13 protein-coding genes are annotated in these 14,489 nt (G+C 72.9%); 5 read left to right on the forward strand and 8 right to left on the reverse strand.

Going from position 1 to position 14,489, the window contains the following annotated elements:
• Positions 1–90 precede the first annotated feature (90 nt).
• The 7 genes from ACPXCS_RS11870 to ACPXCS_RS11900 form a co-directional block, all read right to left on the reverse strand.
• Entirely contained in the window at positions 91–1,683 is a 1,593-nt protein-coding gene (locus ACPXCS_RS11870) for a dipeptide ABC transporter ATP-binding protein (RefSeq protein ID WP_425946504.1), read from the reverse strand.
• Positions 1,680–2,678: an ABC transporter permease gene (locus ACPXCS_RS11875; protein ID WP_425946505.1), complete on the reverse strand. Its 999-nt coding sequence runs from the start codon at positions 2,676–2,678 to the stop codon at positions 1,680–1,682. Before ACPXCS_RS11875 ends, ACPXCS_RS11870 begins: the two co-directional genes overlap by 4 nt.
• Positions 2,675–3,667, reverse strand: coding sequence for an ABC transporter permease (locus tag ACPXCS_RS11880; protein WP_425970953.1), 993 nt, complete (start codon positions 3,665–3,667; stop codon positions 2,675–2,677). Before ACPXCS_RS11880 ends, ACPXCS_RS11875 begins: the two co-directional genes overlap by 4 nt.
• Positions 3,668–3,671: 4 nt before the next feature.
• Positions 3,672–5,390: an ABC transporter substrate-binding protein gene (locus ACPXCS_RS11885; protein ID WP_425946506.1), complete on the reverse strand. Its 1,719-nt coding sequence runs from the start codon at positions 5,388–5,390 to the stop codon at positions 3,672–3,674.
• Positions 5,391–5,552: 162 nt separating this feature from the next.
• Complete coding sequence (locus tag ACPXCS_RS11890; RefSeq protein ID WP_351358375.1) at positions 5,553–5,645, reverse strand: Ms4533A family Cys-rich leader peptide; 93 nt, start codon at positions 5,643–5,645, stop codon at positions 5,553–5,555.
• 68 nt (positions 5,646–5,713) lie between these two features.
• Positions 5,714–7,291 carry a DUF3152 domain-containing protein gene (locus tag ACPXCS_RS11895; RefSeq protein ID WP_425946507.1) on the reverse strand — a complete coding sequence of 526 codons (1,578 nt, stop codon included), beginning with the start codon at positions 7,289–7,291 and terminating at the stop codon, positions 5,714–5,716.
• A 392-nt stretch (positions 7,292–7,683) separates the two neighbouring features.
• Complete coding sequence (locus tag ACPXCS_RS11900) at positions 7,684–8,760, reverse strand: alpha/beta fold hydrolase (RefSeq protein ID WP_425946508.1); 1,077 nt, start codon at positions 8,758–8,760, stop codon at positions 7,684–7,686.
• Between the two features lie 256 nt (positions 8,761–9,016).
• Between ACPXCS_RS11900 and ACPXCS_RS11905 the strand changes: the two genes are divergently transcribed.
• From ACPXCS_RS11905 to ACPXCS_RS11920, 4 genes are all read left to right on the forward strand, one after another.
• Entirely contained in the window at positions 9,017–9,241 is a 225-nt protein-coding gene (locus ACPXCS_RS11905; RefSeq protein ID WP_425946509.1) for a hypothetical protein, read from the forward strand.
• Positions 9,242–9,449: 208 nt separating this feature from the next.
• Positions 9,450–10,097 (forward strand): TetR/AcrR family transcriptional regulator, encoded by a 648-nt coding sequence (locus ACPXCS_RS11910; protein WP_425946510.1) that lies wholly within the window; start codon positions 9,450–9,452, stop codon positions 10,095–10,097.
• Between the two features lie 135 nt (positions 10,098–10,232).
• Positions 10,233–10,460 (forward strand): DUF3107 domain-containing protein, encoded by a 228-nt coding sequence (locus ACPXCS_RS11915; protein WP_425946511.1) that lies wholly within the window; start codon positions 10,233–10,235, stop codon positions 10,458–10,460.
• A gap of 287 nt (positions 10,461–10,747) precedes the next feature.
• Positions 10,748–11,017, forward strand: a complete 270-nt coding sequence (locus ACPXCS_RS11920) for a hypothetical protein (protein WP_425946512.1) — start codon at positions 10,748–10,750, stop codon at positions 11,015–11,017.
• Between the two features lie 78 nt (positions 11,018–11,095).
• Here ACPXCS_RS11920 and ACPXCS_RS11925 read toward each other — a convergent pair whose 3' ends face one another.
• Entirely contained in the window at positions 11,096–11,842 is a 747-nt protein-coding gene (locus tag ACPXCS_RS11925) for a ferritin-like domain-containing protein (protein ID WP_425946513.1), read from the reverse strand.
• 477 nt (positions 11,843–12,319) lie between these two features.
• Here ACPXCS_RS11925 and ACPXCS_RS11930 point away from each other — a divergent pair.
• Positions 12,320–14,489, forward strand: a 2,170-nt coding sequence (locus ACPXCS_RS11930) for a DEAD/DEAH box helicase (protein ID WP_425946514.1), incomplete at its 3' end; no start/stop codon positions are given.

Raw genomic sequence — 14,489 nt, forward strand, 5'->3', positions numbered from 1 at the left:
TCCGTCGCACCACCAAAAGGGGTGAACGGTCGTAACTTTCCCGTGCGGGTCGCGTTCCGTCGCGCTAGGAGATCAAACGGACACGCAACGTCATGCTGCGGCCAACTCCCGTCGTTGCGCGCGGCGTCGCGCGGCGGCCTGCGGGTCGAGCGCGGGCACGGCGGCCAGCAGCTGCCGGGTGTACGGGTCCCGCGGCGACGCGTACACCTCGCCGACCGGCCCCTCCTCGACCACGCTGCCCCGCCGCATCACCGCGACCCGGTCGCTGACCTGGCGCACGACGGCCAGGTCGTGCGCGACGAAGACGAGGGCGAGGCCCAGTTCGCGCTGCAACTCGGCCAGCAGGGCGACCACATGGGCCTGCGTGGTGACGTCGAGGGCGGAGACCGGCTCGTCGCAGACGATGACGCGCGGGTCCGCGGCCAGCGCCCGGGCGATGCCGACGCGCTGGCGCTGGCCCCCGCTGAACTCGTGCGGGTAGCGGTCGTGGTGCGCCGCTTCGAGCCCCACGCGCTCCAGCAGTTCCCCGACGCGCTGCCGGACGCGCCGCTCGTCCCGCTCGCCCCGTGCGCGCAGCGGGTCGGCGATGGACTCGCCCACGCTGCGGCGGGGGTTGAGGGAGGAGACCGGGTCCTGGAAGACCATCTGCACGGCCGGGTGGACGCCGGTGTGGGGGCGGCCCTCGAACGTGATCGATCCCGCCGTCGGCTCCAGCAGCCCGACGAGCATGCGGCCCAGGGTCGTCTTGCCGCTGCCGCTCTCCCCGACGATGCCGAGGGTCTCGCCGCGGCGCAGGGTCAGCGACACGTCGCGCACGGCCGTGACCGCCCGCTTCCCGCGCCCGAACGCGCGCCGCAGCCCGGTCGCCTCCAGGACGACCTCTTGGGGCGCGGCCGGGTCCTTCGGCGGCGCGTCCAGCTGCGGCACGGCGGCCAGCAGCTCGCGCGTGTACGGCTCGGCCGGCGCGCCCAGCACGGTGGCGACCGGGCCGTGTTCGACCGCCCGGCCGTACCGCATCACCAGCACCTCGTCGACGCTCTCGGCGGCGACGCCCACGTCGTGCGTGACGAGCAGCAGCCCCATGCCGGTCTCCTCGCGCAGGGTGTGCAGCAGATCCAGGACCTGGGCCTGCACGGTCACGTCGAGGGCGGTGGTCGGCTCGTCGGCGATCAGCAGGCCGGGCTCGCACGCGAGCGCCATGGCGATCAGGGCGCGCTGGCGCATGCCACCGCTGAACTCGTGCGGCCGGGCGCGGGACCGCCGGGCCGCGTCGGGGATGCCCACGCGGTCCAGGACGTCGACGGCACGCGCGCGTGCCGCCCGCCGGGACACGCGCGCGTGCAGGCGGTACACCTCGGCGATCTGGTCACCGATCGCGTAGTACGGGTCGAGGGAGGACAGCGGGTCCTGGAAGACCATGGCGGCCTTCCCGCCGCGCAGCCGCCGCAGCTCCTCCTCGGAGGCCCGCTGCACGTCGGTGCCCGCCACCTCGACCGTGCCCGCGACCCGGGCCCCGGTGCCGTGGTGCAGGCCGAGCAGGGCGGAGGCCACGGTCGACTTGCCGGAGCCGGACTCGCCGACCAGGGCCAGGGCGGCGCCCTCCTCCAGGCGGAAGGAGAGGCCGTCGACGGCCCGCAGCTCGCCGAAGTCCACCGTGAGGTCGCGCACGTCGACCAGGCTCATGTCAGCACCACCCGTCGGTCGGCCACCGCGTACAGCACGTCCGCGACGGCATTGGCCAGGACCACGAAGAAGCCGGTCACCAGGACCATGCCGACGACCACCGGCAGGTCGACGACCTTGACGGCCTCGACCATTTCCCGGCCGATGCCGGGCAGGCCGAAGAGCGTCTCGGTGAGCACGGCACCGCCGAACAGGACGCCGATGTTGTTGGCGTTCACGGCGATGAGCGGGGCCACCGCACCGCGCAGGGCGTGCCGCCCGATGATCGCCCGCTCCGCGACGCCGTAGGCCCGGAAGGTGCGGACGTGGTCCTCGGCGAGGGTCTCCAGCATCGCGGCCCGGGTCAGCCGGGCGTACGTCGCGGACTCGATGAGCGCGAGGGACAGCCAGGGCAGCAGCAGGTTCCAGGCCCACTGCTCGGGGTCGTCGGTGAAGGCGACGTACTGCGGGAAGGGCAGCAGCTCCAGCTGACCGCAGACGACGATCATCAGGACGAGCCCGATGACGAACACGGGCGTGGACATGCCCGCCAGGGTCAGGGTGGTCAGCAGCCGCTCGGTGAGCCGCCCGCGCCGCCACACCGACAGCACGCCGGTGCCGACGCCGATGATCAGCCACAGCACCATCGCACCGACCGCGAGCGAGGCGGTGACCGGCAGTTTGGCCAGGATCAGCGCGGTGACCTGCTGGTCGCTCTGGTAGGACAGGCCCAGGCAGGGCGCCGAGCAGTGCTGGACGGAGGTGCCGGTGGAGTAGTCCTGGCCGGCGACGAGGCCCTGCAGGAAGTGCCAGTAGCGGGTGAACAGGGGGTCGTCGAGGTGCAGTTGCGCGGCGACCTGCTGGACCTGGGCGGGTGAGCAGCGCGGGCCGCAGGTGATCTGGGCGACGTTGCCGGGGGTGACGTAGAAGACGACGTAGACGATCACCGAGAGGGCGAGGAGGGTGACCAGGGCGCCGACGGCGCGGCGCAGCACGAAACCCGCGAAGCCGGTCACGAGGCCTCCCTCCTGCGGCCCGTGCCGACGCGCAGACGCGAGGAGGCGCGGGGGTCGAGGGCGGTGCGCACGCCGTCGCCGAGCACGGTGAGGGCGAGGACGGTCAGGAACAGCGCGCCCGCGGGCAGCAGCAGGTACTGCGGCGCCGCCTGGTACCAGACGTCGGCGGAGGTGAGCATCTGCCCCCAGGAGGGCGTCGGCGGCTTCACGCCCACGCCGAGGAAGGACAGGGCCGCCTCGACGGTGATGTTCGTCGGAACGAGGATCGCCGCGAAGGTGATGACGGGGGCCGCGAGCCCGGGCAGCAGTTCCCGCCGGGCGATCCGCACGGTGCCCCAGCCGCTGAGCCGGGCGGCGGCGACGTAGTCGAGCTGCTTGAGGGTCAGGGTCTGCGCGCGCACCATCTTGGCGAGCGTCCCCCAGCCGGAGACCAGGCCCACGACCAGCGCCACCAGCACCGGGCGCGGGAAGGCGGTGGGCACGATGGCGAGCAGGGCGAGCGCGACGACCATGAGCGGCATCGCCACGAAGATGTCGGCGACCCGGGTGAGCACGAGGTCCACCCAGCGGTTGCCGAGCCCGGCCGCGACGCCGATGACGACGCCGAGCAGGAGCTGCACGACCGTGGCGGCGAGCGCGACGCCGAGCGACACGCGCGCGCCGTACACCAGCCGCGCGAACAGGTCCCGGCCGGTCTGCGGTTCGACGCCGAGCCAGTGGTCGGCGCTCGCTCCGCCGAACGGCCCGATGGGCACGCCGCCGCGCGCGGAGTCCACCAGGGAGGGGTGGTAGGTGGTCGGGTCCTGGCCCTCGATCGCGGTGAGCAGGGGCGCGGCGAGCGCGATCAGGACGAGCAGTGCGACGGCGACCGCCGCGACGAGGGCGGCGCGCTGCGTCCGCAGCCGCCGCCAGAACTGACGGGCCCCCGAGGCGGCCGGGACGGTGGTGTCCGTCCCGGCCGCCTCGACGGTGAGGAGTGCCTCGCTCACGGCGTCACTTCACCGCTACCTGCGAGACGTCCAGCACACCGGTCCAGTCGCTGATCACGATGTTCTTGACGTCCTTGCCGTACAGGCGCTTGTAGACGGGGTGGAACAGCGGGACGGTCAGGGCCTTCTCGCCGATCTTCTTGTCCAGTGCGCCCCACCTCTTGGCGGCCTCGTCAAGATCCGTCAGCTTGTTGATCGCGTCGATCTCGGCGTTGACCGACTTGTCGTTCAGCAGGCCGGTGTTGAAGTTCGCGCCGTCCTCGACGATCTGCCGGCCGTCGAAGATCGGGGCGAGGAAGGGACCGCCGGAGGGCCAGTCGGCGCCCCAGTGGGCGAGGAAGAAGCCCGGCTCGGTCTTCACGTTGTGGATCTTGTCGGAGTAGTCGTTCTCCTCCAGGCCCTGCAGCTTGACCGTGATGCCGGCCTTCTTGAGCGCGTCCTGGACGGCGGTCGCGATCTCCGGGCTGGTCTCGAAGTCGCGGGCGTTGGAGTGCGTGAGCGTGACGGTCAGCCCGTTCGGGTGCCCGGCCTCCTTCAGCAGCTGCTTCGCCTTGGCCGGGTCACCGGCCTTGCCCGCCGGGAAGAGGTCGTAGGGCGTGTAGCCGAAGGACTTCTGGTTGGGCAGGAAGGTGGTCGCGGGCTCGGCCAGGGCCGATCCGCCCGCTGCGTTGACCACGGAGGAACGGTCGATGGCGTACGAGATCGCCTGCCGCACCTTGGGGTCGTCGAACGGCTTGATCCTCGGGTTGAGGGCGATGTAGTTGGTGTAGCCGAAGTGCCCGGTGCCCACGCGGGAGGCGAGGTCCCGGTCGCCGCTCACCTTGGCCAGCTCGGCCGGGCCGAGGTTGGTGTCCGTGGTGACCGCGGCGGCGTCCGCCCCCTGGGACGCGGAGAGCCGCTGGTTGATCACCGACGAGTCCAGTCCGGACCGAACGTCGACCTTGTCCGGGTAGGCCTTGCGCTCGGCGTCGGTCTTGGCGGACCAGTGCGGGTTGCGCTCCAGGATCAGCCGCTCGCCGTCGTTCTCGTTCTTCACGACCTTGTACGGCCCGGACGAGATCGGGTGCTGCTCGTACGTGGTACCGGTGTCCTTGGCCTTCGGGACGGGCGTGAACTGCGTCTGCGTGGCCAGGTAGGGGAACTCGCCTTCGGGCTTGTTCAGGTGGAAGACGATGGTCCGCTCGTCCGGCGTCTCGATCGCGTCCAGGCCCTTCTTGTCCTTGTACGGGCCCTGGTAGTCGGCGGCCCCGACCAGCCAGTCCCGCAGGTAGGGGGCGCCGCCGGACAGCTCCGGGGCGAAGGAGCGCTCGATGCCGTACTTGATGTCGGCCGAGGTGATGGGGGTGCCGTCCTCGTACTTCAGGCCCTCCTTCAGGGTGTACGTCCACACGGTCGCGTCCTTGTTGGGGCGCCCGGTGTCGGTGGCCAGGTCGGGGACGACCTCGGTACCGGCGGCGCCGTCCTCCCGGTTGCGGGTGGTGAGGGTGCGGAAGACCAGGGACGGGACGTTGCCGCCGCCGGAGGTGTAGAGGCGGGCCGGGTCGAAGTCCTGCTGGGGGTTGGCGTTCAGAACCGTCAGGGTGCCGCCCTTGTGGGGCGTGGAGTCGCCGCCGGCGCCCTTGGCATCGTTGTCCTCAGGGCCGCAGGCGGCGGCGCCCGCTGCCAGGACCAGGCTCACGGATGCCGCGGCCACGCGGCGCGCTATGACGGACGGTTGGCGCATCGGAAGGACGACCTCTCAAAAGGCGTCTCGGATCACGAGACGAAATGACGAAGGGTGAGACGGAGAACAGCAGACGTCTGCCCGGCGCCGGGTCGTCGAAGAAACCGCGACAGGGTCACGGCAGGGAGGGAAAGAATTCGCGACGCGCGCCTCGGGCGGGCGTCAGCAACAGTGGATGTCGGCCACGCAGAGCGGGGTCACGCCGATGAGCGCCAGCTCGATGGCGGCGCGAACGGAGGCGGGACGGGACGACATGCCCAGAAATATGTCCGAACTCTCTGAGCATGTCAACGCGAGCCGCGCCACACCCCCGCTCCCGGCCCTCAACGTCCCGGATAGGGCCAGGGGTTGGCGCGGCAGTGGATGCCGTCGTGGTCGAGGAACTTGGTCTGCTGCTGCATGACCGGCGCGAGGTCGCCGTCCTTGTCGCAGGTGACGTGCCCGTAGCCGAGCCGGTGCCCGACCTCGTGGTTGATCAGCATCTGCCGGTAGGCGTGGATGTCGCCGTCGCCGTACGTCTCGGAGCCCTGCGCCCACCGATAGGCGTTGATCATCACGCGTTCGGTCGCGGCCGAGTCGCAGGAGACGTTGTCCACGGTGGTGTCCAGGCCGGACTTGGCGCACCAGTCGGCGGTCGTGCCGGGGCTGGCGAGGGTGATCACGAAGTCGGGGCGGCCGGAGTGGATGCGCTCGAAGGTGCGCGCCCCGTTGTGGGCCCAGCTGCGCTGGTCGTTGAGCGTCTTCTGCACGGCCTCGGCGAACAGCTCGGCGTCGAGCCCCAGCCCCTGCTCCACGTCCACGCGGTAGGTGAACTTCTGTCCCGCGCCGGGTGCCTTGGCGATCCCGGGCACGGCGTCGAACCGGCCCGAGCCCTTGAGGGTGGCCCCGAGCGGGTACGTCCGCTCCATCTTCGCCTCGTACGTCACCGGCACCACCCGGGCGCCGGGGGCGGGGTTGGCCCGGCCGGCCGCGCGGGACGCGGGGTCGCGGACGTCCCGGGCCCGGTCGGCGGCGGACTGCGACTGCACGTCGGCACCGCCCTGGTCGTCGGCGACCTGGCCGGCGACGATGACGGCCAGCACGGTGGTGACGGCGGCGGCCGCGATGCCAGTGAAGGCACGCCCCTTGCCGGTTTTGCCCGGCGCGGGCGCACCGGTGGGAGCCGCTCCGTCGGGATCGCCGGAGCGGCTGTCGGCCGGGGTGCCCTCGCTCCAGTCCGCGACGGAGGCGTAGGCGTCCGCCGCGTGCGCGGAGGCGGGCGTGCGGGGCGCGAAGACGTCGTCCTCCTCGTCAAAGGCGTCGAGATAATCCTGCCGCGGTCCGGGCACGAAGGCCCGGCGCTGCCGAGGTATGGCGGCACCGGCCCCGGCGCGTCCCGCGCCGCTCCCCCTCACCTCACCCCATCCGCCTCCGGCTTCCCGCTGCTCGGGGTGCCCACCGCGGACCTGCGGAAACCCGTATGCGGGCGTCCCGTCGGGCAACCGCGGCACCCCGCGGGCCGGGGTCCCGTCGGCCGACCGAGGCACACCCTGCGCGGGGCTTCCGTCGGCCGATCGAGGGACACCACGAGCGGGAGTCCCCTCGGCCATCCGAGGCACACCCCGAGCCGGGGTCCCGTCAGGGAGCCGCGGCACCCCATGCGCAGGCGTCCCATCAGGCAGCCGAGGAACACCATGCGCCGGCGTCCCATCAGGCAACCGTGGCACACCACGCGCGGGAGTCCCCTCAGGCATCCTCGGCACCCCATGCGCGGGGGTCCCGTCAGCCAACCTCGGCACTCCGTGCGCCGGCGTCCCGTCCGGCAGCCGCGGCACGCCCTGAGCCGGCGTGCCGTCGGGCAACCGCGGGATCCCGTGCGCCGGTGTGCCGCCGGGCAGCCATCCCTCCGGCAGACGCGGCATCCCGTGCGGCGGCGCCCCCTGAGGGCGCGTCACGTACGGGGGCGACCCGTTCGGGAGCGACCCGCCCTGGGGCGCTCCGCCCTGGGGCGCTCCGCCCTGGGGCGCTCCGCCCTGGGCCGTCAGGTGGGCCGGTGTGCCGCGCGGCGGCGCGGCCGGCCCCGGTGCGGATCGCGGCCCCGGCACCCGGCGGGGGCCCGCGCCCTGCTGCGGCCGGCCGCCCTGTCCGGGCCCGCCCGGAACCGGCCGGGCACCCCGGGTCTCGTCCGGTGCCTGGCCCTGCCCGGGTCTCGGCGCCTGCGCCGAGCCGGTCCGGCCGTCCCGTGCTGCGGTGGTGTCCGAGGTGTCGCCCTTGGCGACGGACCCACGGCGGCTGTGGCGTCCCACGTTGCGCCTCAGCCCCCCATGCTCTCGTCGGTGGTGTCCCGTTCGACCACGTCGTTCACGTCGTCCGCGCGGGCACGCGATGCGTCGTCGTCCGCAGCGCCCCGTGCCCGCCGGGCGCGCCGCGTTCCCAACTCCCCGCAGTCGTCCAGCAGTTCACGGAACGCCATGGCGACCGTCTCCGGGTACTCCATCATGGCCACGTGTCCCGCGTCCGGCAATGTCACCAACCGCGAGTCGCGGAAGGCCCGGGCCGCCTTCTGGGCCATGCGGAAGCCGACGAGCTGGTCGCGGCCACCGTAGACGAGCAGGGTCGGCGCGAGGACGCGCTCGGCCTGGCGCCACAGTCCGTGCTGGCCACCGAGGGTGTAGGCGTTGACGATCCCGCGCGCGGAGCGCGCCATCGCGTCCCAGAAGTAGGGCAGCCGCAGCCGCCGCTCCATCTCCTGCACCGCGTTGCGGAATCCTTCCGGCGTGACCCGCCCGGGGTCCCCGTAACACAGCGCCATCACGCCGCGGACGCGCTGCTCCGCCGTCCATTCGCGGGTGAGGCGCGTGAACAGCGGCGCGATCCCGGGCACGGCGAGCAGCCCCGTCGGTACGGCGGAGCGCTGCACTCGGATTTCCGGCAGGGCGGGTGACACAAGCGTGAGCGTACGGACCAGATCGGGCCGAACCGCGGCGACACGGGTGGTGATGGCGCCGCCGAGCGAGTTCCCGAACAGGTGCACGGGCCCGCGCCCGGAGGCGTCGAGGTAACGGATGACCGCGCGGGCGTGGCCCGTGACGGAGTAGTCGCCGTCGTCCGGGGGCGGGGAGTCGCCGAAGCCCGGCAGGTCGAGGGCCTCGGGGTCGACGACGTCCTCCAGCAACGGCATCAGCGCCGACCAGTTCTGCGAGGAGCCCCCGAGCCCGTGCACGTACAGGGCGGGCGGCAGCCCCTCGCGCGCGGGCGGCCTCGACCGCACCGTCAGCGTGATGCCTGGCAGTTCGACCGACCTCAGCCGCTCCCCCTCCGCGACCCGGACGGTCCCCACCTTCGGCAGCACATTGGCGGGCGGCACGAACGGCAGCTCGGTCGAAGACATGCGGCAATGTTACGAGACGATCACGCAGCCACTCATGCGTTCCCCTGTGTTCGCCGTCACAGGAACAGGCCCGTTGGAGCGGCGTCACGGGAGGCACCCGGGAGCACCATGGAAGGCAGTCGAAGGGATACGCACCGCCTCACGCCCCGGACGCGGATCGCATAGCGTCCGGATCGGGTGTCTCCTAGGCTCGTGCAGAGGGCACCCGCATGTGGCCCCTGCATTCCCAGGGACGTTCGTAGGAAGGGAGCCCAGCATGGCCGTCGACCCCACCGACCCGGAGACGTTCGAGGCCGAGGACGCGCCTGAGACGCCGGAGTTCGGCGTCGAGGCGCCCGAGGTAGACGCGGCCGAGCAGCAGGCCGACCTCGCGCCGGACCGCGACGACCCGCTGACCGGCGTCGACCCGGCCCGAGCCAACGAGGCCGACCTGGTGGAGCAGGCCCGGATCGTCTCGCTCGACGAGGACGACTACCGGTGACGCTCGCCCCCTCGCGGGCGACGGAACGCGCCACCGAGCAGGAAAGGAGCCGCATTTTGCCCGCTCTCACCCTGTTTGAAACCTTCTCGACCGCTTTCGTAACCGTCCGGTCCGTGAAATTCTGCGCTCTCACCGCGCACAGCACGGTTACCGAAAAGTACGATGGCGACGCGGCCAGATCCGCACGTGGACGACTATGGGAGGCGGCGTGACAGCCATCGAGCAGACAGAGGCGGTTCGCCCGCGGGGCACACGCCTGCCACGCCGTGCCCGACGCAACCAGCTCCTGGGCGCCGCCCAGGAGGTCTTCGTGGCCCAGGGCTACCACGCGGCCGCGATGGACGACATCGCGGAGCGCGCCGGCGTCAGCAAGCCGGTGCTCTACCAGCACTTCCCGGGCAAGCTCGATCTCTACCTCGCCCTGCTGGACCAGCACTGCGAGTCGCTCATCCAGTCGGTGCGCCACGCGCTCGCCTCGACGACCGACAACAAGCAGCGCGTCCGGGCGACGATGGACGCCTACTTCGCCTACGTCGAGGACGACGGCGGCGCCTTCCGGCTGGTCTTCGAGTCGGACCTGACCAACGAGCCGGCGGTGCGCGAGCGCGTCGACAAGGTGACCACCGAGTGCGCCGAGGCGATCTGTGACGTGATCGCCGAGGACACGGGTCTGTCGCGCGCGGAGTCGATGCTGCTCGCCTCGGGCCTGGGCGGACTGGCCCAGGTGGTGGCGCGGTCGTGGCTGCACAGCGACCGCAGCGTGCCCCGCGACCAGGCGGTGCAGCTGCTGACCTCGCTGGCGTGGCGCGGCATCGCGGGCTTCCCGCTGCACGGGACGGACCAGCAGCACCACTGACGGGCGCGTTGTTCCCGTCCGGTGTTCGCTCGTGGCGTTCTCGGGCGGAGCGTACAGGTCCCCTCACCGGGCTAATGTGTGCTGCGTACGGCGCGGAAGGTCGCGCACATCACTGACCGTCGGAGGGACATAGCCGTGGAGGTCAAGATCGGCGTGCAGCACGCGCCCCGCGAGATCGTTCTGGAGAGCGGTCAGAGTGCCGAGGAGGTCGAGCGGGCGGTGTCCGAGGCGCTGGCCGGCAAGTCGCCGCTGCTGAGCCTCGTGGACGAGCACGGCCGCAAGGTCCTCGTCCCGGCCGACCGTCTCGCCTACATCGAGATCGGCGAGCCGGCCCCGCGCAAGGTGGGCTTCGGCGCGCTGTAGGCACTCGCGTACGAGGGGGCGGGACGGCTTCGGCCGTCCCGCCCCCTCGGCGTCTGTCCCGCGCCCGATGCCGGCATCCGTCCTGCCCCTTGCCGGCATCCGTCCGTCCTGCCCTTGCCGGCGTCCGTCCGGTCCCCTTCCGGCGGCCGTCCGGTCCCGTGCGGCACGGGGGTTCCTCCACGGATGGCGCACAAGTCGCCCACAGGAGTGGATTGGATTCCGCAGGTCAGGGGTAAGACGGGCTACGACCGATTTGGGCAGGCCGGCCATGTGGGAGGGACCCCGACATGCTCCTGGAAGCGCTGAGCTCCGCGATCCTCGGCCTGGCTCTGGCGTGGGCGGCCACGCACCGGCTGGCGCACCGCATGCCGTCCCGCCCCCTGGTCCTGTCGACCGGCGTCGCCGGCGCCCTGTTCGGCGCCTTCGTCATGCACAGCGCACTGGACGCCGGGCACCTGCTGGCGGTGCTGCTCGGCGCGGTGATCGTCTCGGTGGCCTCGCTGTCGCTGCTGCTGCGCCCCGCGGGAAGACTGCGCCGCCGATCGGCGACCGCCTGACGGGTCGCCGGTGGCGGCGCTCGAAGCGACTGGGCCGCGGCCCCCGGGCCGGCCCCGGCGCCTGACCGGGGCCCGCGGCTAGGCCGCCAGCCCCAGCGCGGCCATCCGCTTGGTGTGGGCCTCGGTGATCCGGGAGAACATCTTGCCGACCTCGGCGAGGTCGAATCCGTCGGCGACACCGCCGACGAGCATGGTCGACAGCGCGTCCCGGTCGGCGACCACCCGCTGGGACTGCGACAGGGCCTCGCCCATCAGCCGCCGCGCCCACAGCGCGAGCCGCCCGCCGACCCGCGGGTCCGCGTCGATCGCCGCGCGCACCTTCTCCACGGCGAAGCCGCCGTGCCCGGTGTCGTCGAGCACCGCCAGCACCAGCGAGCGGGTGTCGGAGTCCAGCCGGGCCGCGACCTCCCGGTAGAAGTCGCTGGCGATGGAGTCGCCGACGTAGGCCTTGACGAGCCCTTCCAGCCAGTCCGAGGGCGCCGTCTGCTTGTGGAAGCCGTCGTAGGCCGCGACGAACGGCTCCATCGCGGAGGTCGGCTCCTCCCCGATCTCGGCGAGCCGGTCGCGCAGCCGCTCGAAGTGGTGGAACTCGGCCGACGCCATCTTCGCCAGCTCCGCCTTGTCCTCCAGCGTCGGCGCCAGCTTGGCGTCCTCCGCGAGCCGCTCGAACGCCGCGAGCTCCCCGTAGGCGAGCGCACCGAGCAGGTCGACGACCGCGGCGCGGTACTGCGGGTCGGCGGAGGCCGTCGCCCAGTCCCGGGCGGCGACTGACGTGGGTTCGGCGGCGGGGTCCAAGGCGTTCTCAGGCTTGTCAGAGCTCGTCATGAAGCGCACAATAGCCCGCCGGCCCCGAGGCGTAAGGCCCTGGTCAATCAGTGTGACGACGACTACGTGACCAGATCGGCCATCGCATGTGCGCGATTCCGGGGTATGGTGGTAATGCGCCTGCTGGTACGTCGACGTACCTCGACAGGCCGCACGTATGAGGATGCCCGGTCGGTGGCCCGATCGGCTCCGACCCGACAGCCCTCCCCGGCGTACGGCACCACGCGTACGAGTCCCGGAGGGGACACCCTCAGCGGCATGAGCGCTCGAGCGTCGGCGCGGTCCCGTGCTCTACGGCCCGCCCGTAGGCAGCCGACGTCCCCGGCACGGTCCGACACGACCCCCGCGCTCGCCTCGCGCCGCCCACACAGAAGAGGCAGCACCCTGACTACGACGTTCCGAGAGCTCGGAATCCTTCCCGAGACCGCCGAGGCCCTGGAGGCCGTCGGCATCATCACCCCCTTCCCCATCCAGGAGATGACGCTCCCCGTTGCCCTGTCGGGCAAGGACGTCATCGGCCAGGCCAAGACCGGCACCGGCAAGACGCTGGGCTTCGGCCTCCCGCTCCTCGAGCGCGTCACCGTCCCCGCCGACGTCGAGGCCGGACGCGCCGAGCCCGAGGGCCTCACCGACGCCCCGCAGGCCCTGATCGTCGTCCCCACGCGCGAGCTGTGCACGCAGGTCACCAACGACCTGCTCACCGCCGGCAAGGCCCGTAACGTGCGCGTCCTGGCGATCTACGGCGGCCGGGCCTACGAGCCCCAGGTCGAGGCCCTCAAGAAGGGCGTCGACGTCGTCGTCGGCACCCCGGGCCGGCTGCTCGACCTCGCCGGGCAGAAGAAGCTGAACCTGAAGCACATCAGGTGCCTGGTCCTCGACGAGGCCGACGAGATGCTCGACCTGGGCTTCCTGCCCGACGTCGAGAAGATCATCAACATGCTGCCGGTCCGGCGCCAGACCATGCTGTTCTCGGCCACCATGCCGGGCGCGGTCATCGGCCTGGCCCGCCGCTACATGTCGCAGCCCACGCACATCAGCGCCACGTCCCCGGACGACGCGGGCGCGACGGTCGCGAACACGAAGCAGTTCGTCTACCGCGCGCACAACATGGACAAGCCCGAGATGGTCGCGCGCATCCTCCAGGCCGAGGGCCGGGGACTGGTGATGGTGTTCTGCCGCACCAAGCGCACCGCGGCCGACCTCGCCGACCAGCTCAAGCAGCGCGGCTTCGCCTCCGGCGCGGTCCACGGCGACCTCGGCCAGGGCGCGCGCGAGCAGGCCCTGCGCGCCTTCCGCAACGGCAAGGTGGACGTGCTCGTCTGCACCGACGTCGCCGCCCGCGGTATCGACGTCGAGGGCGTCACGCACGTCATCAACTACCAGTCGCCGGAAGAGGAGAAGACGTACCTGCACCGCATCGGCCGTACGGGCCGCGCGGGCGCGAAGGGTACGGCGATCACCCTGGTCGACTGGGACGACATCCCGCGCTGGCAGCTGATCAACAAGGCGCTGGACCTGGGCTTCAGCGACCCGCCCGAGACGTACTCCACCTCCCCGCACCTCTTCACCGACCTCGGCATCCCCGAGGGCACGAAGGGCATCCTGCCGCGCTCGGAGCGCACGCGCGCCGGGCTGGACGCGGAGGAGCTTGAGGACCTGGGCGAGCCGGGCGGCCGCGCGCCGCGCGGGCGTGGCGGCCGGGGCGGTCGCCCCGACCGGGACGAGTCCCGCTCGGCCGAGCGCGAGCGTTCCCCGCGTACGCCGCGCCGCCGTCGCCGCACGCGCGGCGGGACTCCGCTGGACGCGCCGGGTTCCGCCGGCGCCACCGCGCCCGAGACGGAGGCCACGGCTCCCGTCGCCGGTGGCACGGCCGAGGCGGAGGCCGTCACGGCTCCGCGCACGCCGCGTCGCCGTCGCCGTACGCGCGCCGGTGCCTCGGCCGAGGCCGCGCCGGCCGCGGTCGTGGAGACCTCCGCGTCCGCACCGGCGGAGAACGCCGTCGCGACGGCCGAGGGCACGAGCACCGAGGCCCCCGAGACGGCCGAGAAGCCGCGCCGGCGCCGCACGCGCCGGTCGGAGACGGCTGTCGTGGAGACGCCTGCCACCCAGGCCCCGGCGGTCGAGCCCGAGGCCGCGGTCACGCCGTCGGCCGCACAGGCCCCGGTGACCGAGGTGGTCGCCGAGACCGCCCCGGTGACCGCGGAGCCCGAGGCCGCCGGCACGCCGCGCCGCCGCACCCGCAAGGCCACGGCTCCCGCGGCCGAGACCGCCGTCGACACGGCCGAGGCCACCGAGGCCAAGCCGCGCCGCACGCGCAAGACGGCCGCCGCCACCACGGACACGGAGGCGGTCGAGGCCAAGCCGCGCCGGACCCGCAAGACGGCGGCGTCCACGGCGGAGGCCGCCGTCGACACGGCCGAAGCCACCGAGGCCAAGCCGCGCCGGACCCGCAAGACCGCCGCCGCCGCCACGGACACCGGCACGGACACCGGCACGGACACCGCCGAGGCCAAGCCGCGACGGACGCGCAAGACCGCCGCCGCAGCCGCAGCCGAGGCCGTCGACACCGCCGAAGGCACGGAGGCCAAGCCCAAGACCCGCCGTACCCGCAAGGCCGCCGAGCCCACCGCGCCCGCCCAGGCCGCCG

The sequence above is a fragment of the Streptomyces sp. DT190 genome (genome assembly GCF_049846985.1).
GTDB lineage: Bacteria > Actinomycetota > Actinomycetes > Streptomycetales > Streptomycetaceae > Streptomyces.

What these genes read in the sequence shown, in the direction of transcription:
- ACPXCS_RS11870 (WP_425946504.1), bottom strand. Translation starts at nt 1,683, where the DNA reads ATGAGCCTGGTCGACGTGCGCGACCTCACGGTGGACTTCGGCGAGCTG.
- ACPXCS_RS11885 (WP_425946506.1), bottom strand. Translation starts at nt 5,390, where the DNA reads ATGCGCCAACCGTCCGTCATAGCGCGCCGCGTGGCCGCGGCATCCGTG.
- ACPXCS_RS11890 (WP_351358375.1), bottom strand. Translation starts at nt 5,645, where the DNA reads ATGTCGTCCCGTCCCGCCTCCGTTCGCGCCGCCATCGAGCTGGCGCTC.
- ACPXCS_RS11895 (WP_425946507.1), bottom strand. Translation starts at nt 7,291, where the DNA reads ATGCCGCGTCTGCCGGAGGGATGGCTGCCCGGCGGCACACCGGCGCAC.
- ACPXCS_RS11900 (WP_425946508.1), bottom strand. Translation starts at nt 8,760, where the DNA reads ATGTCTTCGACCGAGCTGCCGTTCGTGCCGCCCGCCAATGTGCTGCCG.
- ACPXCS_RS11905 (WP_425946509.1), top strand. Translation starts at nt 9,017, where the DNA reads ATGGCCGTCGACCCCACCGACCCGGAGACGTTCGAGGCCGAGGACGCG.
- ACPXCS_RS11920 (WP_425946512.1), top strand. Translation starts at nt 10,748, where the DNA reads ATGCTCCTGGAAGCGCTGAGCTCCGCGATCCTCGGCCTGGCTCTGGCG.
- ACPXCS_RS11925 (WP_425946513.1), bottom strand. Translation starts at nt 11,842, where the DNA reads ATGACGAGCTCTGACAAGCCTGAGAACGCCTTGGACCCCGCCGCCGAA.